The organism is Rhodococcus sp. BUPNP1 (assembly GCF_002215235.1).
GTDB lineage: Bacteria > Actinomycetota > Actinomycetes > Mycobacteriales > Mycobacteriaceae > Rhodococcus.
The window spans coordinates 17,655-41,989 of sequence record NZ_NERM01000033.1 but is presented as its reverse complement, the minus strand read 5'-3'; the positions used below and the strand labels follow the sequence as shown (position 1 = coordinate 41,989).

The window sequence follows — 24,335 nt, the reverse complement described above, 5'->3', positions numbered from 1 at the left end:
GTGTGGGCGGCGAGATCCGCGTCGAGGGTGCGCACGCGCCGCACCAGTTCGGCGAAGGGTTCGGCCGGGTCCACCGCGACGCGCAGCGGCAGCACCCGCCCGTCGTGGGCCACCCCGACGAGGACGTCGTCGTGGCCGGTCAGCCGCGCGGTGAGCGCCGCGGTCGCGGCGTGCAGCACCGCGGCGATCGTGGCGTCGGGGGCGCCGCCCTCGGTGGTGGCGAAGCGCGCGGCGAGCGCCGCGGCCGTGACCGCCAGGCGGTCCTCGACATCGATGGGGGTGTCGTCGGCGGGTGCGGTGACCGGGCGGGGCAGCTCGAGGCGTTCGGGGGCGTCGGCGAGGCGTTCGCGCCAGAATCCGGCGGCGGCCGCGGCGCGGCGGCGCTGCTCGCCGAGGGTCACGCTGGCCGGATGGATCGCGGCGACCGCACGGTCGGGGGCGCTGCGCAGGAAGTCGTCGAGCAGGTCGACGAACCGGTCGTGGTGGGTGCGCAGTTCGTCCTCGTCGTAGCGGTGGGGGTTGCCGCGGAAGTCGAGGAAGGTCCGGGCCGGGTCGCCGCTCTGATAGATGTTGACCAGCAGGTCCTCGACGGGACCGGAGGTCATGATGTGGAACTCGCCGCGGATGTCGCCGAGCACGATCTCCTGCCGGAACAGCATGACGTTGACCATCGGCCCGGCATAGCGGTACGGATCGCCGGCGGCGCCGGTCTCGCGGCGGATGTCCTCGAGGCTGAACCGCTGGTGTCGCAGCGCCCCGGTGAGTTCGAGCTGCACCCGCCGCACCAGGTCGGTGCGGGTGTCGCCCGGTTCGACGAAGATGTGCAGCGGCGCGGTGTTGACGAGCATGCCGCCGGAGCGGCGGGCCATCGCGGTGGTGCGGGCGAAGACCGGCAGGTTGATCATCACGTCGTCGCGGCCGGTCATCCGCGCCAGATAGCACGCGAACGCCGCGATCACCGCCGCCGTCGACGACAGTCCCGGTTCGTCGTCCACCGCGGTCAGCGCGTCGACGAGTTCGTCCGGGAGGGTGTGGCTCGACAGCAGTGACACCGCCGCGGTGGGGGCGTCGCGGTGCGCCAGGGTCGAGCCGTCCTCGAGTCCGGCGACCCGTTCGATCCAGTAGTCGCGGTCGGTGCGGTAGCGCTCGGAGGTGCGGTAGTCGCGGTCCCAGTCGTACAGGGCGCGCAGGTCGGCGGCCTTGGACGGTTCCGCTTCGCGGCCTTCGATCTCGGCGGTGTACAGCGCGGCGATGCGGTTGACCATGGTCATCGCCGCGAATCCGTCGAGGGCGACGTGGTGGATGCGGGCGTACCAGAGGAACCGGTCGTCGGCGACCTGCAGGATCGTCATGTTCACCAGCAGGTCGTTCGCCAGGTCCACCGGGGTGGCGTAGTCGGCGGTCATCCACTCGTGTGCCGCGGTCATCGGGTCGGGTGCGCCGCGGAAGTCGAGCAGCGGGATGTCGTTGCGGTCCTCGACGGTGGGGTCGACGTACTGGACGGGTTCGCCGTCGACGTCGACGACCCGCAGATAGGCGGACTGGAACTCGGCGCCGGCGCGATATCCGCAGCGTCGCAGCAGATCCAGGTCCGGGGCGCCGCGCAGATCCACATACTGCGCGATGCACACGGGTACCTCGGGCGCGAGCTGCTGCGCGAACCAGATGGCTCGTTGCGCGGACGACAGCGGGAAAGCGCCGGCCGGTATCTGCGGACGACGGTGTCGCAGCGACATGTCCCCTCCGAAAGCGATGTTGTTGGCCGTGATCGGCGTGTGTCCCCCGACATCGCGTGCAGGGGCCGATCCCGGTGCCGCGCTGGGCGTGCGGCGCCGCGATCGGACCCCCGTTCGATCGTGTGACCCCGTGTGACCGGGACCACACAACAAGCTAGACCACCGGTGCGACCGGTACGACCGGATTGCGGCGACGGCCGCACCCCCGTCCCCTGCAGAACCTCCGGCATCGCACCGATACCGCCGCAGAGCCGGTGCGGCACCGCCGGTGACCTCGGAAATCGTTCCCCCGCAGCAGATTCGTCGCGTTTCGATAACGTTTTCCCGACGGTCGGGAGGAATGTCCTGTTCGTGACCGGCGTGACGAGTGAGGTCGGCCGGGAAGCCGGATCGGGCTCGTCGGAAACGCCCCGAAACCGGATAGGTGTCCTTATTCTCGAAGCGGCCGTCACCTTCGTGCCCCCGTGCCGCGACCCGTGCGTGACCGGATCGCGACCGGATCGTCTCGTCCCGCCTGCTCGACCCGATTCGAAGGAGCCCGAGATGTTGCGTCGCCGATCCGCCCCGCTCGTCACCGCCCTGCTCGCCGCCGCCCTGCTCGCGGCCCCCGCCCAGGCCACCGCCGACACCGCCCCGCCGGGGGTGCCGCTCGACCAGCTGCGCGCGGAGGTTGCCGACTCCCCCGAGACCCTCGCCGCGCTCGAGCGGCTCGTCGCCGACTCCGGCTCGGCGAATCCGTTCGCGCCGCCGCCGAAGAACATCCCGCAGCCGTTCTCGGCGCCCGCCCCCACCGTCGGCCCGGGCTGCGGCGGCGGTTTCGTGCCGTTCGCGATGACCACCGCCTGGGTGCATCCCGGCCCGCACGGTCAGGTGCCGTTCGGGTCGATCGAGGTGTTCGTCGAACCCACCGCCGGGGCGCCGGTGGCCGCCTCGGACCTGAAGTTCGTGTGGATCAACATGGAGAACATCCGGGCCGGGGTCGCCACCCTCGACAACAACGGCGGCGGGTTGCAGTCGACGGTGATCGACAGCGGTCCCGGCGCGGTGCTCGGCGCCCTGTTCGGCTCGCTGCAGTACGCCAACGGCGCGTTCTGCCAGGTGATCTACACCATGGGGGGTTTCTTCGCCTGAGGCCTGTCACTCCCCGATCGGGTGCCGTCGGCCCGATCTGGGGCGGTCAGCGCAGTCGCTCGGCGTCGCGGGCCAGGTCGAGCAGCTCCGCGCACAGGGCGGTCAGCTCGTCGGCCGCGGCGCCCTCGGCGACCGCGGTGGCGACGTCCTCGGCGGCGCAGCGCACCCGGAACGCGCGGTCGGCGAGCGCCTCGACCTCGGCGGCGGTGAGCACCACGGAATCCTCGGGCAGCCCGGCGCGGCGGGCGCTGCTGCGCTGCTCGTAGGCGCGCTGCCGGCACGACTGGCGGCAGTACCGGCGTCGCCGGCCGGTGCCGATCTCCGGTACCGGGCGCCCGCACCACAGGCACGTGCTCGCTCGCGTGTCACGTCCGGTCACGAGCGTCACTGTACTGCCCGCCCGCACCCCCGGCGGGGCGGCGGGAACACCGCAGATGCGGGAGGGCGGGCACGGTGCGTGCGGCGCTGCGGCGGGTCGGTAGACTTGCCCTTCGGCTCCTCGGCGGGCCGCGGGAACGGAATCGGCTCCTCCGACGTTGAGCACAGTGGACGTCGAGTTCGGCGTCGATGCCGCACGGCATCGTCACCCGGGCGGAGCACACAAGGAAGGACACCACCATGGCAGATCGTGTACTGCGAGGCAGCCGACTCGGGGCGGTGAGCTACGAAACCGACCGCGACCACGATCTGGCGCCGCGGCGAATCGCGCGCTACCGCTGCGACAACGGCGAGGAATACGACGTGCCGTTCGCGGACGACGCGGAGATCCCCGGCACCTGGATCTGCAAGAACGGCCTCGAGGGCACCCTGGTCGAGGGTGCCGCACCGGAGCCGAAGAAGGTCAAGCCGCCGCGCACCCACTGGGACATGCTGCTCGAGCGTCGCTCCATCGAGGAACTCGAGGACCTGCTCAAGGAGCGCCTGGACCTGCTCAAGGCCAAGCGCCGCGGCGCCTGACACCACGCCGCCCAAACCCGTACGTGTGCCGCCCCGGACGATCGTCCGGGGCGGCACACGTCGTTACGGACCCGACGACGCCCTCCCGACGGGACGGTGGTTCCGCGAATTCGGTTGCGGCCCCGCCACGAATCGATCAATCGTCGATATCGGCCGGACGGTGCGTGCAATCATGATCGCACGCCGATCGATCATGATCGGCACGCCCGATCCACGACCTTCGCGCCGGTGTTCCGGCGGGTCGCTTGCAAGGGGGTGAGTGTCCGTGACCGACCGTCACCACACTGCGGCGGACGCACCGCCGACCCGGGCCGCCGCCGAACTGGCCGAGCTGCGCGCCGAACTCGACGACATCGACCGGGCCCTGCTCGACGGGGTCCGCGCCCGCCTCGAGGTGTGCGGACGCGTCGCCGAACTCAAGCAACGCCACGGCCTCGACGTCATGCAACCCGGCCGCATGGAGGTCGTGCACCGCCGCGCCCAGGACTACGCGCACCGGCACGGCCTGTCGGGGGATTTCGTGCGCTCGCTGTACACCCTGCTCATCGACGAGGCCTGCCGGGTCGAGGACCGCATCGTCTCCGGCGACGACGCCGCAGACCGGGTCGGCTCCGGTCGCCGCGGCGACGGCACGAACTGAGGCCCGTCGTGTCTGCGCCCCGACCGATCCGCACGCTGTTGATCGACAACTACGACTCGTTCACCTACAACCTCTACGACCTGATCACCCGCGTCAACGGCATCCCGCCGCGGGTGCTCACCAACGATCGCAGCTGGGACGAGCTCGTCGCCGAACCGTTCGACAACATCGTCATCTCCCCCGGACCGGGCCGCCCCGACCGGGCCCGGGACTTCGGGATCAGCGCCCGCGCCCTCACCGATGCCGGGGTGCCGCTGCTCGGGGTGTGCCTGGGCCATCAGGGGCTGTGCCAGCTGTTCGGCAGCGCCGTGATCACCGCCCCCGAACCGGTGCACGGCCGCACCAGCCCGATCCTGCACGACGGCACCGGCCTGTTCGCCGGGCTGCCGTCGCCGTTCGAGGCGGTGCGTTACCACTCGCTGATCGCCGACCCGGTCCCCGCGGATCTCGTCGCCACCGCCCGCACCCCGGACGGGCTGCTCATGGCCGTTGCGCACCGGCACCGCCCGCTGTGGGGGGTGCAGTTCCATCCCGAATCGATCGGCACCGCCCACGGCGCGCAACTGCTCGCCAACTTCCGCGACGCCACCCCGCCGCGCCACCCGATCACCGTCACCTCCCCCGCCGATCCGGAACCGGCGCCCGAACCGGCCCCGCGCTACGTGCTCGCCAGCCGCCAGTTGCCGCTGCACCCCGACCCGTCCGCCGTCTACGAGGCGCTCTTCGCCGCCGGACCGCACGGTTTCTGGCTCGACGGCAGCGCCGCGCTGGATCCGCGGTCGCGGTTCACCGTCCTCGGCAACGGCGCCGGACCGCGCGCCGACTACCTGACCTACCGGGTCGGGGAGGGCATCGTGCGCGAACACCGCGCCGACGGCACCGTCGAAGAACACCACCGCCCCGTCTTCGACCATCTCACCGCCCGGCTCGCCGAGCGCCGCGTCGCCGCCCGCGACGACCTGCCGTTCGGGTTCGCGCTCGGCTACGTCGGCTATCTCGGCTACGAACTCAAGGCCGACGCCGGCGCGCAGCTCGTGCACACCTCCCCCTACGCCGACGCCGCGCTGGTCTTCGCCGACCGCGCGGTCGTCGTCGACCACGACGGGCGTTGCTGCTATCTGCTCGCCCTGACCGAGGACACCGACGATCCCGAGACCCTCGCCTGGTTCGACGCGACCGCCGCGATCCTGTCGGCGCTGCCCGAACCGGCGACCGACGAACAGACCCCGGTGCCACTGATCGGCGCGGACGGTGGCCCGCAACTGCGGCTGCGGCACTCCCCCCAGCGCTATCTCGATCTGATCGCCCAGTGCCAGAACGAGATCCGCAGCGGCGAGACGTACGAGGTGTGCCTGACGAACACCGTCACCGTCGACGGCGGCATCGACCCACTGAGCACCTACCGGGTGTTGCGCCGCATCAGTCCCACCCCCTACAGTGCGCTGCTCGACTTCCCCGAGGTCGCGGTGCTCAGCGCGTCCCCGGAACGGTTCCTGCGGATCGACGCCGACGGCACCGTCGAATCGAAACCGATCAAGGGCACCCGCCCGCGCGGCCGCACCCCCGGTGAGGACGCGGCGCTGCGGGACGGACTGCAGGCCAGCGAGAAGGACCGCTCCGAGAACCTGATGATCGTCGACCTGGTGCGCAACGACCTGTCGCGGGTGTGCGTCCCCGGCTCGGTGCACGTGCCGGCGCTGTTCGCGGTGGAAACCTATGCCGCGGTGCATCAGCTGGTGTCCACGGTGCGCGGCAGGCTGCGCCCGGACGTCTCGGCGGTGGACTGTGTGCGTGCCGCCTTCCCCGGCGGGTCGATGACCGGCGCCCCGAAGCTGCGCACCATGGAGATCATCGACAAGCTCGAGGACGGCCCGCGCGGGGTGTACTCCGGGGCGATCGGGTATCTGTCGCCGACCGGCGCCGCCGACCTGTCGGTGGTCATCCGCACCCTCGTCGCCACCGCCCACGAGGTCACCTTCGGGATCGGCGGGGCGATCGTGGCGCTGTCCGATCCGGACGACGAACTCGACGAGACCCTCGTCAAGTCCGTGGTGATGCGCCGCTGCCTCGCCGCCGCCCGCGACACCACCCCGACCGACGGGGCCGGTGCCGTCGGCTCCGCGGCCGATCTCGTCGACGGGCCACCGGTGCTGCCGGGGCGGGCCGGGCCGTGACCACGCCCGGCCGGGTGGTCGTCGCCGGCGGATGCGGCGCCGTCGGCGCCCTGCTCACCGCCGCGCTGCGCGAGGCCGGCCGTGAGGTGCTCGTCGTCGACCCGGCCGCCGACCCGGCCGCACCCGGGATGCTGCGCGCGGATCTGACCGCCCCCGACACCCGCCTCGCCGCGGCGCTCGACGGCGCCGACATCGTGGTGCTCGCCGTCCCCGACGTCGTCGCCGGTGCCGCCCTGCCGGTGCTCGCGCGGCTGCTGTCCCCGCACACCCTGCTGGTGGAGACCCTGTCGGTGAAGACCCCGATCGCCGCGGCGCTGCACACCTACCGGCCCGGCGCCTCCGCGCTCGGCATCAACCCGATGTTCGCCCCCGATCTCGGGTTGCCCGGCCGGCCCGTGCTGACGGTGCGCCACCACGACGCACCGGTGGTGGCCGAGTTCGTCGCGGCGCTGCGCGCCTGGGATGCCACGGTGGTCGAGACCACCGCCGACGAGCACGACCGGATCACCGCCGCCGTGCAGGTGCTCACCCACGCCGCGATCCTCGCGTTCGGTATCGCCCTCGACCGGCTCGACGTGCCGGAGGTCGCCGCGCAGGTCGCCGCGCCCCCGCACACCGTGCTGCGGGCGCTGCTCGCCCGCGTCGCCGGTGGCACCGCCGAGGTCTACCACGACATCCAGCTCACCAACCCGTACGCCGCCACCGCCCGCCGCGCCCTCGCCGAGGCGGTCGCCGATCTCGACGCCGCCACCGACGCGCTGCCCGACTTCGCGGCGCTGCTCGACCGGGCCCGCGCCGCGCTCGGCGACGGGCAACCCGCCGCCGCGCAGCTGTGTGCGCAGCTGTTCGCGGCGCTGCCCCGCGATCCGGGTGCGGCTGGCGATCCGAGCGAGGAAAGGAGCCGGACATGAGTGCGTCCGACATCCCCGGCCCGCAGCTGCGCGCGCCGGAACTCCCGCAATACGATCCGTCCGATCCGGCGGAGAGCGCGGTGATCGCCGGGCTGACCCGCTCGTGGCCGCGCCGCGCCGCCGTGAAGAAACCCGAGGTCGACCTCGACGCGCTGTTCGAGGCGGACCGCGCCGACTATCCCGAGCAGATGCTGCCCTTCGCCGAGCATCCGCGTTATCTCGCGCTCGACGAGCAGCAGCAGGCGCGGCTGCGGGCGTGGGCGTGGATCGCGTACAACAAGAGCGTCGTCGACATCGAACAGCACGTCGTCAACCCCGGCTTCGCGTTGATCACCGAGGACGCCTTCGGCATCGACCCGTCCGACACGGTGGTCACCGGGGTGCTCCAGGCGATGGTCGACGAGCAGTACCACACCCTCATGCACCAGCAGGCCAACGTGCTCACCCGCCGTCGCCGCGGCTGGACGCTGCCGGAGTCGGTGCTGCCGCCGTGCCCGACGGTGCGCGAGCATCGCGCCGCGGTCGCGCACGCCGAGACCCCGCGGGACGCGGCGCTGGTGCAGTTGGCGTTCACCACCGTCGCGGAGACCTCGATCAGCGCCTATCTGGCGTTGCTCACCACCGACCCGGAGCTGCAACCGGTCAACCGCGCGACGGTGGCGGTGCACCGCCGCGACGAGCTGTGCCACGCCTCGCTGGCCGGTGGGCTGCTCACCGCGGTGCTCACCGAACTCGACGACACCGATCGGGTGCGGCTGCTCGACGCGCTCGGCACCGCGGTCGCGGCGTTCACCGGCGCCGACACCTCCACCTGGGCGGCGATCATCGCGCACGAGAACATCCCCGGCGGGGACGAGCTGGTCGCCGACACCATCGCCGTGACCGAGGGCCGGCCGGTGGTGCAGGACTGCAGCGCCATCCGCCGACTGTGCGCGGGCCTGGGGCTCGGGGACGAACTCGACGCCCGCTGGCCGTGGCCGCGCAGCGGCTAGCGCATCAGCCGCGCAGCGCCTGACACCTCGGCCGCGCGGGCCGGTTCAGCGGCCGAGCAGTGCCCGCAGGCGCGCGAGGCGGCTGCGCAGCCCCCACACGGTGACCCGGACGAGGGCCTCCTGCACGATGTTGCCGTTCATCTTCGACTCGCCGATCTCCCGTTCGGTGAACGTGATGGGCACCTCGGCGACGGTGAACCCGGCCTGCAGGGTGCGCCACGCGAGATCGACCTGGAAGCAGTAGCCGTGCGAGGCGATCGCGTCGAGGTCGAGCTTCTCGAGCACCTCACGGCGATAGGCGCGGTAACCGCCGGTGATGTCCTGGACCGACACCCCCAGCGCGAGACGGGAGTAGATGTTGCCGCCGCGGGAGAGCACCTCGCGATGCCACGGCCAGTTCACCACCGTGCCGCCGGGCACGTAACGCGAGCCGAGCACCAGATCGGCGCCGGCGTCGACCTTCTCGAGCAGCAGGTGCAGCTGTTCGGGGGCGTGACTGCCGTCGGCGTCCATCTCCACGAGCACCGTGTAGTCGTGCGCCAGACCCCACCGGAAACCGGCGATGTAGGCGGCGCCGAGACCGTTCTTCTCGGTGCGGTGCAGCACCGCGATGCGCTCGTCGGCGGCGGCGAGGTCGTCGGCGAGGTCACCGGTGCCGTCGGGGCTGCCGTCGTCGACGACGAGGACGTGGGTGTGCGGCAGCGCAGCGTGCAGCCGGGTGATGATCCGACCGAGGTTCTCCCGCTCGTTGTAGGTCGGAATGATCACCAGGGTGCGGGCGCTGGGTGCGCTGTCGTTCCCGGCCGGCGTCGCCGCTGCCATCAGAGGTCCTCCTTGTCGAACCGGCCACCGGCCGGTGCTCCTGCTGCGCCGGTGCTGGTGCGAGCTGCCGCACCGGCCTTCTCCCGCCGCCCCCGCACCAGGGCGAGAGCGGTGGCGGCCACGGCCGCGGCGCAGAGCACAAGCTCCGGCGCCACTCCGAGCCGACTAGCCAGCGTAACGTCTGCGCGCAAGGGCACCTGCGCCACCAGGGCATCGGGCACGAACAACGGTGTGCTCTGCTGCACCCGACCGTCCGGTTCGACGATGGCACTGACCCCGCTGGTCGCCGCGACGATCACGGCCCGGCCGTGCTCGACGGCCCGCACCCGCGACATCGCCAGCTGCTGATAGGTCATCTCGGTGTCGCCGAAGGTGGCGTTGTTCGTCGGCACCGCCAGCAGCTGCGCGCCGGCGTCGATCGAGTCGCGGAACGCCCGGTCGAAGGCCACCTCGTAACAGGTCGCCACCCCGATTTCGATGCCGCCGGCGGTGACCATGCCGTCGCCGTCGCCGGGCACGAAATGGCCGGCGCGGTCGGCGTACTCGGAGAACAACCGGAAGAACGACCGCCACGGCAGGTATTCGCCGAACGGCTGGATGATCTTCTTGTCGTGCCGCTCCCCCGGACCGGTCTGCGCGTCCCACACGATCACCGAATTGGTGGTGGTCCGGTCGTCGTTGACGAGCACCGCCCCGACAAGGATCGGTGCATCGATCGCGGCGGACGCGGCGGAGATGTCGCGAGCGGCGTCGGCGTTGCGCAGCGGGTCGATGTCCGAGGCGTTCTCCGGCCAGATCACCACATCCGGGGCCGGGGCCCGCCCGGCAGCGACGTCCTCGGCGAGTGCGAGGGTGCGGGCGACGTGGTTGTCGAGCACCGCCTTGCGTTGGGCGTTGAAGTCCAGACCCAGGCGCGGCACGCTACCCTGGATCGCCGCGACCGTCACCGTCGACGACTCGTCGGTGGTGGTGCGCACCAGCGGCCACGCCGCCGCGGCGAGCAGCGGCCCGAGCAGCGTCACCGCGACCGGCGCCGTCCAGGCCCGCGCCGGGCGGGGACGGCGGTAGGCGGTCAGGGCGAGGGCGGCGAGACCGGCACCGGTCGCGGCCACGGCGAACGACACCAGCGGGGCGCCCCCGACGACGGCGAGGGAGACGAACCCACCGTCGGGTTGCCCGAACGCCAACCGCCCCCACGGGAACCCACCGAACGGAACGCTCGAACGCAACCATTCGGTCAGGCTCCACGCCGCCGCGATCCACAACGGCGCGACCGGCAACGACCGCAGGTGCACCACCAGCGCCCCGAACAGACCGACGAAGACCGCCTCGACGGCGGCGAGCGCCAACCACGGCAACGGACCGACATAGACGCCGATCCAGGGCAGCAGCGGCACCAGGAAACCGAGGCCGGCGAGATAGCCGTAGCCGAACCCGGCGCGCCGCCGCAGCGGCACTGCAGTCAATACACCGACCAGGAGCGCGATCCCGACCGGGGCGAGGAACCACAGCGGACGCGGCGGGAACGACGCGAACAGCAACACTCCCGCGACGACGGCCAGCAGCGCGCGCAGCGCGACGACACGCACCGCCCGCGCGGTGACCTTCGCGAAGCGTCGGCCGGTCACCGCGCGTACACGACCCGGCCGCGGTGCACACTGCGCACCAGCACCGGATCGGCGGTGCCCGGTGTCAGATCCGGCAGCGGCGCCACCCGTGACCGCGGATCCGTCGACCACCGCTGCACCGAATCCTTCGGGGCGCTGACCACGAGCTCCCCGACCTCCCAGATCGCATACGACGCCGGCGCCCCCGGATCGAGGGTGCCGGCCATCCCGTCACGCACCCCACCGGCGCGCCACGCGCCGCGGGTCGCGGCGGCGAACGCCGCCCGCGGCGAGATCCCGCTGCCCTCGGTGCGGTGGTGCACCGCCGCACGCAGCATCGGCCACGGCCGCGGCGCTGTCACCGGCGCATCGGAGCCGAACGCCAACGCCAGTCCGGTCGCCGCCAGCGGCGCGAACGCGTTCAACGCCGCGGCGCGGTCGGCGCCGAGCCGCTGCGCGTACATCCCGTCCGGCCCGCCCCACAGCGCGTCGAAGCTCGGTTGCATGCTCGCGATCACCCCGTACCGCGCCAACACCTCCGCCTGCGCGACCGTCAGCGACTCGACGTGCTCGAGCCGATGCCCACGCGCGGCGAGCGCCGGTCCCCCGACCTCCGCGGCGACCGCCTCGAAGGCCGCGACCGCGGCGGTGGTCGCCGCGTCACCGATGACGTGGAAACCGGCCTGGATGCCCGCCGAGGTGCACGCCCGCACGTGCGCGGTCAGCTCGTCCTCGGTCAGATAGGTGGTGCCGCAGCAGTCCGCCAGGTCGTCGTACGGGCGGGCCAGCGCGGCGGTGTGCGAACCGATCGACCCGTCGACGAACAGATCCCCGCCCAGGGCATCGGCGCCGGTTTTCGCGAGCAGCTCCGCGGCGTCTTCGCCGGTGCGCACCGCTTGGCCCCAGTAGCCGCGCACCTGCACCGGATGGTCGGTGCCGAGCAGTTCGGTGAAGTCGTCGAGCCCGGAGATGTCGGGGCCGGCGCATTCGTGCACCGCGACGTAGCCGTGCGCGGCGAAATCGTCGAGGGCCGCCAAGCGGGCGCGGGCACGCTGCGCGGCGGTCAGCCCGTGGCGGGCGGCGCCGCGCACCGCGTGGTGCGCCGCGGCGGTCAGCGGCTGCTGCGGATCGAACCCGGCCAGCTCGTCGAGGGGTTCGGCGGCGGCCCGCAACGCGCTCGATGCCGCCGCCGAATGCGCATCGATCCGGCCGAGATAGACGAGCCGGGCCGGGGCGGCGGCATCGAGGTCGGCGGTGGTCGGCGGCGTCGGGTCGGGCCAGCGGGTCTCGTCCCAGCCGTGCCCCCAGATCACCGCGTCGTCGTGCGCATCGGCGTGTGCGCGCACCCGGCGCAGCGCGTCCTCGCGGTCGACGGCGTCGGTCAGATCCAGCCCGGTCAGGGCCAGGCCGTGGGTGGTGGTGTGCACGTGGGTGTCGACGAAACCGGGGGCGACGAACGCGCCGTGCAGGTCGACGATCTCGGCGTCCGGGTGCAGGGCGCGGCCGGGCCGGTCCTGCCCGACCCACACGACCGTGCCGTCGGTGACGGCCATCGCGGTGGCATCGGGGGCACTGGCGCTGTAGATGCGGCCGCCGACGAGAAGCTGGGTGTGCGGTGCAGGGCTCACGAGTGCCCAGTCTGCCCGGTTACCGCTCTTCGCGGCGGCGCGGGGTCTCCACGATCTCCCCTTCGAGCACGGTGCCACGGTCGTCGACCTGCTCGGTCACCGCCGGACCACCGGTCAGGTGCGGGGCGCCGCCGACGACGCTGTGATCGACGACCTGTCCGTCGACCACCACCAGCCGCTGCGCGGAGAACCCGGTGGCGCGGGCGCGTCGCGCGACCAGCGTGCGCACCACCGGCCGCAGCGCGGCGCGGGTCGGCAGCAACAACAGCATCCCGAGCACGGTGCTGACGATGCCGGGAATCAGCACCAGGGCCGCGCCGGCGCCGATGAGCGCACCGTCGGTGAGCACCCGCTCCGGGGAATTGGCGCGCGGCGCCCGGCCCCCGCGCAGTTCACCGAGGTTGCGCAGCGCGCGACGACCCAGGGCGGCGAGCACGAGATAACCGGCGGCGCTGACACCGAGGAAGATCAGCACGGTGGCCAGGGCGCCGAGGGTGGAGCCGAGCCAGGCCAGCACCGCGATCTCCGCCACGACGTAGAGCACGAACAACAACGGGTACACGGCGGGACTTCCTTCCGTCGGCGGTTTCTGTCCGGTCAACGAACGGGCCGCCGGTTTTGCTCCCGCACCCGCCCCCGGATACGGCGCGTGATCGAATGGCCGCCATGACTGCAGGTGACTGGGCGTTGCTGATGACCGCCGCGACGGCCGCCGGCTGGGTGGACGCGGTGGTCGGCGGTGGCGGGCTGATCCTGCTGCCCGCCCTGTTCCTCGTCGCCCCGCAGTTGACACCGCAGGCGGCGCTGGCGACGAACAAGCTCACCGCGATCTGTGGGACCGGCGCGGCGGTGCTGACCTTCGCGCGGCGCATCCCGCTGCGCTGGTCGCTGCTCGGCCCCGCCGCCCTGGTCGCCGCGGTGGCCGCGGCGGCGGGGGCGGCGGCGGTCTCGCTCATCGACCGGGAGGTGTTCATCCCGATCGTGATGGTGGTGCTCGTCGCGGTGGCGGTGTTCGTCACCGCCCGCCCGAAACTCGGCGCCGGCGGCACCCGCCGCCCGTCGACGCTGCGGCTGGTCACCGTCGTGATCACGGCCGCGGCGGTGATCGGCTTCTACGACGGGATCCTCGGGCCCGGCACCGGCACCTTCTTCATCATCGTGTTCGCGGCGATGCTCGGCAGCGAGTTCGTCACCTCCGCGGCCATGGCGAAGGTGCTCAACTTCGGTTCGAATCTCGGGGCGCTGGTCCTGTTCGCCGTCGGCGGGCACGTGTGGTGGGCGCTCGGGGCGGCGCTGGCGGTGTGCAATGTCGCCGGCTCGGTGCTCGGCTCCCGGATGGCGCTCGCCCGCGGCGCCGGGTTCGTGCGGGTGGTGTTGCTGGTCGTGGTGATCGCCATGGTGATCCGCCTGGGCATCGAACAGTTCGGCTGAGCCACCCGAGACGCTCGGTGCGGCAACCCCGATGCCGCACATCCCGGCGTTACCGTGGGCGGGTGAATGCGGTGGACGACGATTTTCTGGCCCTGCCGTTGCACGCCGCCGCCGACGCGGGCCTGACGGTGGCGCGGGCGGCGGGTGCGAGTCACGCCGATGTGCGGGTGCATCGGATCCGAACCGGGACGAGCACCCTGCGCGACGGCGCCCTGCAAGCGGCGGTGGACGACAGCGACTGCGGGGTGGCGGTGCGGGTGCTGCTCGACGGCACCTGGGGGTTCGCGTCGCATCCGGTGCCCGGCCCGGACGGCGCCGCCGACGCCGCGGCCCGAGCCGTCGCGGTCGCCCGCACCCTGCGCGCGTTGAACCGCGATCCGGTGCAGTGGGCCGACGAACCGGTCCACCGGGACGCGGTGTGGGTCTCGCCGTACGAGATCGACCCGTTCACCGTCCCCGCGGCCGAGCGCATCGCGGTACTCGAGGACCGTTCGCGGCGACTGCAGGACGCCGCCGGCGTCGACCACGTCGCCGCGAATCTGACCCTGGTCAAGGAACAGACCTTCTACGCCGATCTCGCCGGGTCGACGATCACCCAGCAGCGGGTGCGGATCCACTCCGACCTCGACGCGACCCGCGTCGACCGTGAGGCCGGCACCTTCGAGTCGATGCGCACCCTGGCCCCACCGACCGGCCGCGGCTGGGAGTATGTGGCCTCGGACCGGTGGTGGGACTGGAGCCGTGAGCTCGCCGAACTGCCCGAGCAGCTCGCGGAGAAGGCGCAGGCCCCGTCGGTGACGCCGGGCCGCACCGATCTGGTGATCGACCCGACGAATCTGTGGCTGACGATCCACGAATCGGTCGGGCACGCCACCGAATACGACCGCGCCATCGGCTACGAGGCCGCCTACGCCGGCACCTCCTTCGCCACCCCCGACCTGCTCGGCAGCCTGCGCTACGGTAGCGACGTCATGCACGTCACCGCCGACCGAACCGAACCGCACGGCATGGCCACCGTCGGCTACGACGACGACGGGGTCGCCGCCCAGTCCTGGGATCTCGTGAAGGACGGGGTGCTCGTCGGCTACCAGCTCGACCGGGCGTTCGCCCCGAAGCTCGGGGTGGCCCGCTCGAACGGCTGCGCCTACGCCGATTCGGCGCATCACGTGCCGATCCAGCGGATGGCGAACGTGTCGCTGCAACCCGATCCGAGCGTCGATCGCAGCACCGCCGATCTGATCGCCGGGGTCGACGACGGGCTGTACATCGTCGGTGATCGCAGCTGGTCGATCGACATGCAGCGGCACAATTTCCAGTTCACCGGGCAGCGGTTCTACCGGATCCGCGGCGGCCGCCTCGCCGGGCAGGTCCGCGATGTGGCCTATCAGGCGTCGACCACCGAGTTCTGGGGTGCCCTCGAGTCGGTCGGCGGCGCGTCGACCTGGCAGCTCGGCGGCGCGATGAACTGCGGCAAGGCGCAACCCGGGCAGGTCGCGTCCGTCTCGCACGGCTGCCCGTCGGTGCTGGTGCGCGGCGTGAACGTGCTCAACACGGTGCAGGAAGGTGGCCGATGATCCCCGGAGACCGACTCGTCGAGACCGCCCTGGCGACCTCCCCTGCCGACGAGACCATCGTGATGGTCACCGACAGTGCCGAGGCGTCGCTGCGGTGGGCCGGCAGTTCGATGACCACCAACGGCTCCGCCCGTGCCCGCGGCGCCACGATCCTCGCGATCCGCCGCACCCCCGGCGGCGCACACTGCGGGGTGGTCAGCGCCCCGATCGTCGACGCCGACGACATCGGCGCGGTGGTCGCCGCGGCGTGGGCGGCCGCGCAGCAGGCCCCGGCGGCACCGGATGCGATGCCGTTGATCGACGGCGACGACACCGACCCGCAGTGGGGCGACGAGGCTGTCGGCACCGACGTCGAGGTCTTCGCCCCGCTCCTCGACGGGCTCGCCGCCGGCTTCGACGACACCGATGCCCTCTACGGATTCGCCCACCACCAATCCACGACGATGTGGCTGGGCACCTCCACCGGGGTGCGGCGCCGCTGGGTGCAACGCGACGGGTCGCTCGAGCTCAACGGCAAACGCGGCGGCCTGACCGGGGCGAGCGCCTGGGTCGGCGCCGGCACCGTCGACTTCACCGACATCGCGATGGATCCGCTGCGCGCCGAACTGGCGCGGCGGCTGGACTGGGCCGGTACCCGCGTCGACCTGCCCGCCGGACGGTACGAGACGCTGCTGCCACCCTCGGTGGTCGCGGACCTGATGATCCCACTGTTGTGGTCCCTCGACGGGCGCGGCGCCGAGGAGGGCCGGTCGGTGTGGGCGGGGCCCGGCGGTACCCGCCTCGGCGAGCAGATCGCCGGACTGCCGGTGACATTGACGTCCGATCCGGCCGCCCCGGGATTGGGCTATGCGCCGTTCGTGGTCGCCACCGCCTCCACCGACAGTGTCTCGGTGTTCGACACCGGCATGAGCGCCTCGCGGGTCGACTGGCTCCGCGACGGCGCCCTGCACGCGCTGGCGTATCCGCGGGCCGCGGCCGCCGAATTCGGGGCCACGCCCACGGCACCGGGCGAGAATCTGCTGCTCACCGGTGGCAGCACCGCCGATGTGGACGACATGATCGCCCGCACCGAACGCGGTCTGCTGCTGACCACCGTGTGGTACCTGCGGGAGGTCGATCCGGCGGTGCTGTTGCTGACCGGCCTGACCCGCGACGGGGTGTATCTCGTCGAGGACGGGCAGGTGCGGGCGGCGGTGAACAACTTCCGGTTCAACGAATCTCCGGTCGATCTGCTCGGCCGCGCCACCGAGATCGGCGCCACCGAACGCACCCTGCCGCGGGAGTGGAAGGACTGGTTCACCCGCACCGCGATGCCGCCGGTGCGCATCCCCGACTTCCACATGTCGTCGGTCAGCGCCGCCCACTGACCTCCGGTCCGGTCGGTAGGCACCGACCGGACCGATAGGGGCTCAGAGCAGGTCGGCGAGTTCCTTGCCGATCTCCTCGGGGGTGACCGTCGGCTCGAAGCGGCGCACCACCGCACCCTGCGGGTCGACGAGGAACTTGGTGAAGTTCCACTTCACCTCGTCGGTGCCGATCGCCTCCGGGCGGGTCGTGCTCACGTGCTCGAACAGGAAACCGTGCTGCGGCCCGAAATCGCCGGGAGCCTCGGCGCGCAGGTGCCGGTAGAGCGGGTGCGCATCGTCGCCGTTGACGTCGACCTTCGCGAACACCGGGAAGGTGACGTCGAAGTTCACGCGGCAGAACTCCTGGATCTCGCTGTCGCTGCCCGGTTCCTGACCACCGAACTGGTTGCACGGGAACGCCAGGATCTGCAGGCCGCGCTCGCCGAGTTCGCGGTGCAGCGCCTCGAGCGCCTCGTACTGCGGGGTCAGGCCGCATTTGCTGGCGACGTTGACGATCAGCAGATACCGGCCGGCGAAGCGGGCGAGATCCTCGCTGCCGCCGTCGGCGGTGGCCACGGTGTACTCGTGCACGGACATGCGCTCTCCTGAACTGGGTTCGATCGGCTCGGCCCCGCAGATGAGGCCGAGATCACCACGGACCCTACGGGATCGGACGAACCCGGACGATCCGGACGCGCTCGGGTGGCGGGGTCAGTCCAGGTCACGGACGTGCCGGGCGGGACTGCCCAGATGCAGCGTGTGCGGGGCGCAGTCCTTCGTCACCAGCGAGTTCGCGCCGATCACCGCACCGGCCCCGATGCTCACGCCCGGCATGATCACCGCCCCGGAGCCGATCCACGCGCCGTCGCCGATGGTCACCGGCTCCCCCGTCAACGTCGAGGCGCGCTGTTCGGCGGTGCCCATCCGGTGGCTACTGGTGAGCACCCGCACGTGGTCGCCGAGGAACACCCGCTGTCCGACGGTGATGTCGGCGACCGTGTCGAAATAGCAACCGTGGTTGACGAACGAGCCCGCGCCGAGGGTGAGCCGGCCGAGGCCCTGTACCACCACGCGGGTGTGGATCAGGCTCGGCGGTGCGGCGTCGACACCGGCGCGGCGCAACCACTTCCAACGACTCCCGCTGGAGATCAGCGGGCTGCTCGCGAGCGCCACCGCGATCGCCTGGGACCGGTAGGTGTGAGAACGCGCCACGACGTCTACCGGCCGGCCGTGTCGGCGGGATCGAGCACACACGCCAACCCGACGGTGCCGGTGCGGCCGCGACGCACCACGCTCGCGCCCACGATGATCCGGCCGAGCAGCCCGTACTTGCGGGCGATCACCGACCGGGCGTGCGCCGAACCGTCGGCGTCGAGCACCTCCCCCGTGCCGGGCACGGCCGCCGACTTCGGGTTGCCGCGCGCGTCGCAGATCGCCAGGGACACCCGCGGATCGCGGCGCAACCGCCGCACCTTGTAGGCGTCGGCGACCGTCCACACCAGCAGCCGGTTCCCGTCGGGCGCCGCCCACACCGGGGTGTCCACCGCGCTGCCGTCCTTGCGGTAGGTGGTCAGCAGCACGAACTTGGCGGCGGCAAGGTCCGCGACGGTGGGGGTCGTCGACTCGGGCATGGCCACCACCCTACAAACCGCACGGTCTCACGGCAGCGCTCGTCCCGCCGGCGCCGCGTTCTACGCTGGCGGTCATGGCCGATACCGCTGTCGACGTGCACCTGCCCGCCGGGCATCTGACCTCCGCGCAGGTGCAGCTGCTCGCCGAACTCGCCCACACCCACGGCGGCGGCGAACTGCATCTGACCGCCCACGCCCAGCTGCAGGTGCGGGGTGACCACGCCGCGATCAGCGCGGCGCTCACCGCCGCCGGTCTCACCGTCGACGTGCCCACCCGCGCACGGCTTCTCGTCTCCCCGCTCAGCGGCCGCATCGGCGGACACCACGACCTGCGCGAACTCACCGTCGCGGTGCTCGCGCGCCTCGACGAGCGGCCGGTGCCGGCCGGCACCGTGTTCGGGCTCGACGACGGCACCGGCGACATCGTCGCCCTGGCCCCCACCGTCGCGGTCCTCGCCCGCCCCGACGGTCGCTACGCGGTGATCCGCGACGGCGCCGACACCGGGGTGCGCGTCGCCCCGGACGACGCCGCCGACGCGCTGCTCACCCCACCGGCCGACCCCACCGGTGACCCGGAACCGGTACCGGAGCAGCCGCGGCCACCGATCGGCTGGCTCGACCAGCCCGACGGGGCCGTCACCCTCGCCGGCGGGCTGCCCGGCGGGATCCTCCCCGCGCGACTCGCGGAATTCCTCGCCGCCGTCGACCGTCCGGTGATCGTCACCCCGTGGCGGTCGGTGCTGCTGTGCGATCTCGACGAGTGGACCGCCGAGCAGGTGGTGCGGGTGCTCGCCCCCATGGGGTTGATCTTCGACGCCGACTCCCCGCACCTGCACTGAGCCACCGCTGACCTGCACGAACGGGCGGACTTCGCGAACCGGACCGTCGCCGCCGATCCGGCCCGCCGACGGTTCGGCCGCGCCTATCGTGGACGGATGAGCGGTCCGACAGCGGAATCCGACAGCTATGACGTGATCGTCCTCGGCGCGGGCCCGGCCGGGGAGAACGCCGCCCAGTACGCCATCGCCGGCAGCGACCGCACCGCGGTGCTCGTCGAACACGAACTCGTCGGCGGCGAATGTTCCTACTGGGCGTGCATGCCCAGCAAAGCCCTGCTGCGCCCCACCCAGGTGCTCGCCACCGCCCGCAACATGCCCGGCGTCGCCGACAAGATCAGCGCCCACGGCGTCGAGGTACCGGCCGTGCTGGCCCGCCGCGACAGTTTCACCCACAATCGCGACGACAGTTCCCAGGTGGATTGGGCGAAGGGTGCGGGTATCGACGTGGTGCGCGGCCACGGCCGCCTCGACGGCGAACGCACCGTCACCGTCGCCGGCAGCGACGGGGAGCGTCGCCTGCAGGCCCGGCACGCCGTGGTCCTGGCCACCGGCACCGTCCCGTCGATCCCGGACCTGCCCGGGCTGCGCGACGCGCTGCCGTGGACCTCCCGCGATGCGACGAACCTGCTCGAGATCCCCCGCCGCGTGCTGGTCGTCGGCGGCGGTGTCGTCGCGTGCGAAACCGCCACCTGGCTGCGGCAACTCGGCGTCGAGGAACTCACCCTCGCGGTGCGCGGCGACCGCTTGCTGCCGCGTGTGGAGTCGTTCGCCGCCGAACGCGTCGCCACCCGCATGGCCCACAAGGGCCTGGATGTGCGCTACGGCACCGAGATCCGCTCGGTGCAGCGCCCGGATGTGAAGGACACCGGCGTCGGCTGCATCCACGGTGGTCCCGCCACCGTCGAACTGTCCGACGGCAGCACCGTCGAGGTCGACGAGATCGTCGTCGCCGCCGGCCGCCACCCCACCGTGGACGGACTCGGTCTCGGCAGCGTCGGCCTGACCGACGGGAAGGTGACGGTCGCCGACGATCTCACCGTCGACGGGATCGACGGTCGGTGGCTGTATGCGGTCGGGGATATCGCCGGTCGCGCCGCCCTGACCCACATGGGCAAATATCAGGCGCGGGTGTGCGGGGACGTCATCGCCGCTCGCGCCGAGAACCGCCCCACCGACGGGTCACGATTCCGGGCGAGCGCCGACCACGGGCAGGTCCCGCAGGTGATCTTCACCGTCCCGGAGATCGCCGCGGTCGGCCGCACCGCCGACCAGGCCCGCGCCGACGGCCTCGACGTCGAGGTCCTCGAGGCCGACATCGACGTCGCCGGGGCCTCGCTCGCCCGCGACGACTACGCCGGGCACGCCGCGCTCGTCGTCGACCGCGCCACCGACACCCTCGTCGGCGCGACCTTCGTCGGCCAGGAGGTCGCCGAACTCGTCCACGCCGCCACCGTCGCCCTGGTCGGGAAGGTGCCGCTGGACGCGCTGTGGCATGCGGTGCCGTCCTACCCCACCATCAGCGAGATCTGGTTGCGGTTGCTCGAATCCCGCCGCAGCTGACCGCCTCTCGCACGTGCAGTTGTTGTCGCGACACGCCGAGCCGCGACGACGGGAACTGCACGCCGACAGTCAGCGCGGCAGCCGCCGCCAGATCGCGCGCGGCAGCAGCCGCATCCCGAAGAACACCGGCCGCAGCACCGCCGGCACCCACACCTCCCCGCGCCCGCGGTGCAGCGCCCGCACCGTCGCATCGGCGACCTGCGGTGGGGTGCTCGACAACGGCGCCGGGCTCATACCTTCCGTCATCCGGCCGATCACGAAACCGGGGCGCACCAGCAGCAGCGACACCCCGCTGCCGTGCAGGGCATCCGCCAGACCGGACGCAAAACCGTCGAGTCCGGCCTTCGCAGAGCCGTAGACGTAGTTGGCGCGGCGCACCCGCCACCCGGCGACCGAGGAGAACACCACCAGCCGACCCGAGCCCTGGGCGCGCAACCGCTGGGCCAGGTCGGTGAGCAACGCGACCTGCGCGAGGTAGTCGGTGTGCACGATCGACACCGCATGCGCGGCATCGGTTTCCGCGCGGGCCTGGTCGCCGAGGATGCCGAAGGCCAGCACCGCCACATCGATCGGCCCGAAGGCGGCGATCCGGTCGAGCACCGCGGTGTGGGTGTCGAGGGCGTCGGCGTCGAACTCGACCGGGTGCACCGCCGTCGCGCCCCCTGCCTGCACGGCGGCGCATTCGTCGACCAGGTCGTCGGCGCGACGCGCGGCCAGGATCACGGTGCGGCCCGGCGCGAGGCGGGTGGCGACCTCGACGCCGATCTCGCTGCGTCCCCCGAAGATGACGACGGTTCCCTGCGCGGTGTGGTTCATGCGGCCCAGTGTCCCGGGTCGATCTCCGGGATGCAGTGTCGGGGTTCTACTGTCTGCGGGATGGACAGTGACCGCACCCCGAGCATCGACGTCTTCCTCGCCGATCTGAAGTCCCGCCGCGACCTCGCGACCGGGCACGCCGCCGAGGAGGGTTTCCCGGAGTTGGCCACCGTCCTGCTCACCGTCGCCGAACTCGACCGGCTGCTGGGCATCGTCGAGGACTACGACACCGAGATCCTCACCTACGAGGTTCTCACCGGCGCGCAGACGAAGTTCGCCCGCAAGATCCGCGCCCGCAACGAGGCGCTGCGGCAGGCCGCCGCCGACCATCCCGGTCCCCTCGCCGACAAGCTGCTCGCCCTGCTCGACGAGCGGTGAACCCGGCCGGGTCTCAGCCCGGCAGCACCGTCAATCCGTGCGGGCGCAGGTTCATCGACTCGCAGCCGTCCTCGGTGACGACGACGATGTCCTCGATCCGCGCACCCCACTCGCCGCGGAAGTAGATGCCCGGTTCGATGCTGAACGCCATGCCGGGCTGCAGGGTGTCGTCGTTGCCGGAGACGATGTACGGCTCCTCGTGCACCGACAGACCGATGCCGTGCCCGGTGCGGTGCACGAATGCCTCCCCGTAACCGGCGGCGGCGAGCAGGTTGCGGGCGGCGGCGTCGACGTCCTCGGCACGCACCCCGGGCCGCACCGCATCCACCGCGGTTTGCTGTGCCTTCTCGAGCACCGCGATCTTCGTCGCGACCTCCGGGTCCGGTTCGCCGATGCTGTAGGTGCGGGTCGAATCCGAGTAGTAGCCCGGTTCGACGGGACCACCGATGTCGATGACGACGATGTCGCCGGATTCGATGACCCGGTCGGACACCTCGTGGTGCGGGTCGGCGCCGTGCTGGCCGGAACCGACGATGACGAACGCCGCCGCGGTGTGGCCTTCTTCGAGGATCGCGGCGGTGATGTCCGCGGCCACCTCGGCTTCGGTGCGCCCGGCGCGCAACCATTCACCCATGCGGGCGTGCACCCGGTCGATGGCGGCACCGGCGCGGCGCAACGCCTCGACCTCGTCGGCGTCCTTGACCATCCGCAGCTGCCGGATCACCGACGTCGCCAGGGACGGGGAGCTGCCGAACCGGGCGGTCAGCGGCACCAGGTGCAGCGCCGGCATCGCCTCGGCCACCGCGAACGCCCCCGCCGTCGCGACGAGGTCGCGCACGAGCGCGTAGGGATCCTGGCCGTCCACCCAGTCCCGCACCGGCAGACCGAGCTCACCGATCGCGGAGTCGTTCAGCGACGCCAACTCCAGCCGCGGCACCACCACGGTGGCGCCGGAGCCGTCGGTGGGGATCACCAGGCAGGTCAGGCGCTCGAACGACTCGGCGCGCGAGCCGGTGAGATACCGCAGGTCCGGTCCGGGGGTGATGAGCAGCGCATCGAAGCCGGCGGCGGCACCGAGTTCGGCGGCGCGGGCCAGACGGGCCGCGTAACGGTCGGCGGGGAATCGGGTGGCGGCAGTGGTCATGTCTTCGAGCCTAGTGGCCGCGGCCGGATGGCAGGATGTGGTCCGTGACCGCACCGGAGAACTCCACGCCCGCACCGGACCCCACGTTGATGCTGCTCGACGGCGCGAGCCTGTGGTTCCGTGCTTTCCATGCCATCCCGGAGAAGGTCACCGCCCCCGACGGCAGCCCGGTCAACGCGGTGCGTGGCTTCGTGGACATGGTGGCCGCGCTGATCCGCACCCACCGTCCCACCCGGCTGGTGGTGTGCCTGGATCTGGATTGGCGCCCGGCCTTCCGGGTCGCGGCGATCCCCAGCTACAAGGCGCACCGGGTCGCCGCCGGGTCCGACGGCACCGTCGAGGAGGTCCCGCCCGCGCTGCTGCCGCAGGTGCCGGTGATCCTCGAGGTGCTCGCCGCCGCCGGCATCGCCACCGGCGGCGCGGCCGGTTTCGAGGCCGACGACGTGCTCGGCACCCTCGCCGCCCGCGAGACCACCGACCGGGTGATCGTGGTCAGCGGCGACCGCGACCTGCTGCAAGTCGTCACCGACAGCCCGGTGCCGGTGCGGGTGCTCTACGCCGGGCGCGGCCTGGCCAAGGCGGAGTTGTTCGATCCGGCGCTGGTCGCCGAACGCTACGGGGTGCCCGCCGAGCGGGCCGGCGCCGCCTACGCCGAACTCGCGGCGCTGCGCGGCGACCCGTCGGATGGGCTGCCCGGCGTCAAGGGCGTCGGGGAGAAGACCGCGGCGTCGTTGCTGCAGCAGTACGGCTCCCTCGACGCGGTGCGCGCGGCGGCGCTCGACGAGTCGACGTCGATGGCGAAGGGCATGCGGGTCAAACTCGCCGCCGCGGCGGACTATCTGGATGCGGCGCTGCCGGTGGTGCGGGTCGCCACCGACGCCGACGTGGACCTGTCCCGCTCGGACGTGTTGCCGGCGGCACCGGCCGATCCGGAGCAGCTCACCGCGCTGGCGCAGCGGTGGGGTCTGGAACGGCCGGTGTCCGCGCTGGTCGCGGCCCTGGCCGACCGCTGACCGGT

The 24,335-nt window shown here is 72.4% G+C and carries 24 protein-coding genes; 13 read left to right on the top strand and 11 right to left on the bottom strand.

Features of this window, described 5'->3' with window-relative positions:
• Nucleotides 1-1,736: condensation domain-containing protein (locus tag B9C99_RS22835; RefSeq protein WP_143543587.1), on the bottom strand; the 1,736-nt coding region annotated here is incomplete at its 3' end.
• 543 nt (nucleotides 1,737-2,279) lie between these two features.
• Between B9C99_RS22835 and B9C99_RS22830 the strand changes: the two genes are divergently transcribed.
• The gene (locus tag B9C99_RS22830) at nucleotides 2,280-2,867 is read left to right on the top strand and encodes a hypothetical protein (RefSeq protein WP_016695907.1); all 588 of its coding nucleotides are present in this window, start codon (nucleotides 2,280-2,282) and stop codon (nucleotides 2,865-2,867) included.
• A 46-nt stretch (nucleotides 2,868-2,913) separates the two neighbouring features.
• Here B9C99_RS22830 and B9C99_RS22825 read toward each other — a convergent pair whose 3' ends face one another.
• A complete protein-coding gene (locus B9C99_RS22825) occupies nucleotides 2,914-3,255 on the bottom strand; it encodes a hypothetical protein (RefSeq protein ID WP_060653046.1) in 342 nt (113 codons plus the stop codon).
• 230 nt (nucleotides 3,256-3,485) lie between these two features.
• On the opposite strand from B9C99_RS22825, the gene B9C99_RS22820 reads away from it, so the two are divergent.
• The 5 genes from B9C99_RS22820 (at nucleotide 3,486) to B9C99_RS22800 (ending at nucleotide 8,541) form a co-directional block, all read left to right on the top strand.
• Nucleotides 3,486-3,824 (top strand): RNA polymerase-binding protein RbpA, encoded by a 339-nt coding sequence (locus tag B9C99_RS22820; protein ID WP_026061850.1) that lies wholly within the window; start codon nucleotides 3,486-3,488, stop codon nucleotides 3,822-3,824.
• 259 nt (nucleotides 3,825-4,083) lie between these two features.
• Nucleotides 4,084-4,464, top strand: a complete 381-nt coding sequence (locus tag B9C99_RS22815; protein ID WP_016695910.1) for a chorismate mutase — start codon at nucleotides 4,084-4,086, stop codon at nucleotides 4,462-4,464.
• A gap of 8 nt (nucleotides 4,465-4,472) precedes the next feature.
• Nucleotides 4,473-6,638 carry an aminodeoxychorismate synthase component I gene (gene pabB, locus B9C99_RS22810; protein WP_088899441.1) on the top strand — a complete coding sequence of 722 codons (2,166 nt, stop codon included), beginning with the start codon at nucleotides 4,473-4,475 and terminating at the stop codon, nucleotides 6,636-6,638.
• The gene (locus tag B9C99_RS22805) at nucleotides 6,635-7,549 is read left to right on the top strand and encodes a prephenate dehydrogenase (protein WP_088899440.1); all 915 of its coding nucleotides are present in this window, start codon (nucleotides 6,635-6,637) and stop codon (nucleotides 7,547-7,549) included. The genes pabB and B9C99_RS22805 overlap by 4 nt, the downstream gene beginning before the upstream one ends.
• The gene (locus B9C99_RS22800) at nucleotides 7,546-8,541 is read left to right on the top strand and encodes a diiron oxygenase (RefSeq protein ID WP_088899439.1); all 996 of its coding nucleotides are present in this window, start codon (nucleotides 7,546-7,548) and stop codon (nucleotides 8,539-8,541) included. Before B9C99_RS22805 ends, B9C99_RS22800 begins: the two co-directional genes overlap by 4 nt.
• A gap of 45 nt (nucleotides 8,542-8,586) precedes the next feature.
• Here B9C99_RS22800 and B9C99_RS22795 read toward each other — a convergent pair whose 3' ends face one another.
• Genes B9C99_RS22795 through B9C99_RS22780 form a run of 4 tightly spaced genes read right to left on the bottom strand, consistent with a single transcriptional unit; the run spans nucleotide 8,587 to nucleotide 13,160 of the window.
• Complete coding sequence (locus B9C99_RS22795) at nucleotides 8,587-9,363, bottom strand: polyprenol monophosphomannose synthase (RefSeq protein WP_016695914.1); 777 nt, start codon at nucleotides 9,361-9,363, stop codon at nucleotides 8,587-8,589.
• Nucleotides 9,363-10,991, bottom strand: a complete 1,629-nt coding sequence (lnt, locus tag B9C99_RS22790) for an apolipoprotein N-acyltransferase (RefSeq protein ID WP_172415063.1) — start codon at nucleotides 10,989-10,991, stop codon at nucleotides 9,363-9,365. The genes B9C99_RS22795 and lnt overlap by 1 nt, the downstream gene beginning before the upstream one ends.
• On the bottom strand, nucleotides 10,988-12,598 hold the full coding sequence (locus B9C99_RS22785; RefSeq protein ID WP_253250169.1) for an amidohydrolase: 1,611 nt from the start codon (nucleotides 12,596-12,598) through the stop codon (nucleotides 10,988-10,990). The genes lnt and B9C99_RS22785 overlap by 4 nt, the downstream gene beginning before the upstream one ends.
• A gap of 19 nt (nucleotides 12,599-12,617) precedes the next feature.
• Nucleotides 12,618-13,160 (bottom strand): FxsA family protein, encoded by a 543-nt coding sequence (locus B9C99_RS22780; RefSeq protein ID WP_088899438.1) that lies wholly within the window; start codon nucleotides 13,158-13,160, stop codon nucleotides 12,618-12,620.
• A 104-nt stretch (nucleotides 13,161-13,264) separates the two neighbouring features.
• On the opposite strand from B9C99_RS22780, the gene B9C99_RS22775 reads away from it, so the two are divergent.
• The 3 genes from B9C99_RS22775 to B9C99_RS22765 all read left to right on the top strand — a co-directional run bounded on the left by B9C99_RS22775 (nucleotide 13,265) and on the right by B9C99_RS22765 (nucleotide 16,970).
• Nucleotides 13,265-14,029: a TSUP family transporter gene (locus B9C99_RS22775; protein ID WP_088899443.1), complete on the top strand. Its 765-nt coding sequence runs from the start codon at nucleotides 13,265-13,267 to the stop codon at nucleotides 14,027-14,029.
• Between the two features lie 62 nt (nucleotides 14,030-14,091).
• A complete protein-coding gene (locus B9C99_RS22770) occupies nucleotides 14,092-15,603 on the top strand; it encodes a TldD/PmbA family protein (protein WP_088899437.1) in 1,512 nt (503 codons plus the stop codon).
• Nucleotides 15,600-16,970 (top strand): metallopeptidase TldD-related protein, encoded by a 1,371-nt coding sequence (locus B9C99_RS22765; protein ID WP_088899436.1) that lies wholly within the window; start codon nucleotides 15,600-15,602, stop codon nucleotides 16,968-16,970. The genes B9C99_RS22770 and B9C99_RS22765 overlap by 4 nt, the downstream gene beginning before the upstream one ends.
• A 42-nt stretch (nucleotides 16,971-17,012) precedes the next feature.
• Here the strand turns inward: B9C99_RS22765 and B9C99_RS22760 are convergent, their stop codons facing one another.
• From B9C99_RS22760 to B9C99_RS22750, 3 genes are all read right to left on the bottom strand, one after another.
• Nucleotides 17,013-17,546, bottom strand: a complete 534-nt coding sequence (locus B9C99_RS22760) for a glutathione peroxidase (protein ID WP_088899435.1) — start codon at nucleotides 17,544-17,546, stop codon at nucleotides 17,013-17,015.
• A 114-nt stretch (nucleotides 17,547-17,660) separates the two neighbouring features.
• On the bottom strand, nucleotides 17,661-18,161 hold the full coding sequence (locus B9C99_RS26305) for a DapH/DapD/GlmU-related protein (protein WP_088899434.1): 501 nt from the start codon (nucleotides 18,159-18,161) through the stop codon (nucleotides 17,661-17,663).
• 5 nt (nucleotides 18,162-18,166) lie between these two features.
• Complete coding sequence (locus B9C99_RS22750; RefSeq protein WP_088899442.1) at nucleotides 18,167-18,580, bottom strand: PPOX class F420-dependent oxidoreductase; 414 nt, start codon at nucleotides 18,578-18,580, stop codon at nucleotides 18,167-18,169.
• A 74-nt stretch (nucleotides 18,581-18,654) separates the two neighbouring features.
• Here B9C99_RS22750 and B9C99_RS22745 point away from each other — a divergent pair, with 74 nt between their 5' ends.
• Nucleotides 18,655-19,419, top strand: a complete 765-nt coding sequence (locus B9C99_RS22745; protein WP_088899433.1) for a precorrin-3B synthase — start codon at nucleotides 18,655-18,657, stop codon at nucleotides 19,417-19,419.
• Between the two features lie 96 nt (nucleotides 19,420-19,515).
• Nucleotides 19,516-20,979: an NAD(P)/FAD-dependent oxidoreductase gene (locus B9C99_RS22740; RefSeq protein WP_088899432.1), complete on the top strand. Its 1,464-nt coding sequence runs from the start codon at nucleotides 19,516-19,518 to the stop codon at nucleotides 20,977-20,979.
• A 69-nt stretch (nucleotides 20,980-21,048) separates the two neighbouring features.
• Here the strand turns inward: B9C99_RS22740 and B9C99_RS22735 are convergent, their stop codons facing one another.
• Nucleotides 21,049-21,795 (bottom strand): SDR family NAD(P)-dependent oxidoreductase, encoded by a 747-nt coding sequence (locus B9C99_RS22735; protein ID WP_088899431.1) that lies wholly within the window; start codon nucleotides 21,793-21,795, stop codon nucleotides 21,049-21,051.
• 60 nt (nucleotides 21,796-21,855) lie between these two features.
• Here B9C99_RS22735 and B9C99_RS22730 point away from each other — a divergent pair, with 60 nt between their 5' ends.
• A complete protein-coding gene (locus tag B9C99_RS22730) occupies nucleotides 21,856-22,173 on the top strand; it encodes a hypothetical protein (protein ID WP_024101048.1) in 318 nt (105 codons plus the stop codon).
• Nucleotides 22,174-22,186: 13 nt separating this feature from the next.
• Here B9C99_RS22730 and B9C99_RS22725 read toward each other — a convergent pair whose 3' ends face one another.
• A complete protein-coding gene (locus B9C99_RS22725) occupies nucleotides 22,187-23,317 on the bottom strand; it encodes a Xaa-Pro peptidase family protein (RefSeq protein WP_088899430.1) in 1,131 nt (376 codons plus the stop codon).
• A gap of 35 nt (nucleotides 23,318-23,352) precedes the next feature.
• On the opposite strand from B9C99_RS22725, the gene B9C99_RS22720 reads away from it, so the two are divergent.
• Nucleotides 23,353-24,330: a 5'-3' exonuclease gene (locus B9C99_RS22720; RefSeq protein ID WP_088899429.1), complete on the top strand. Its 978-nt coding sequence runs from the start codon at nucleotides 23,353-23,355 to the stop codon at nucleotides 24,328-24,330.
• Nucleotides 24,331-24,335: the final 5 nt, after the last annotated feature.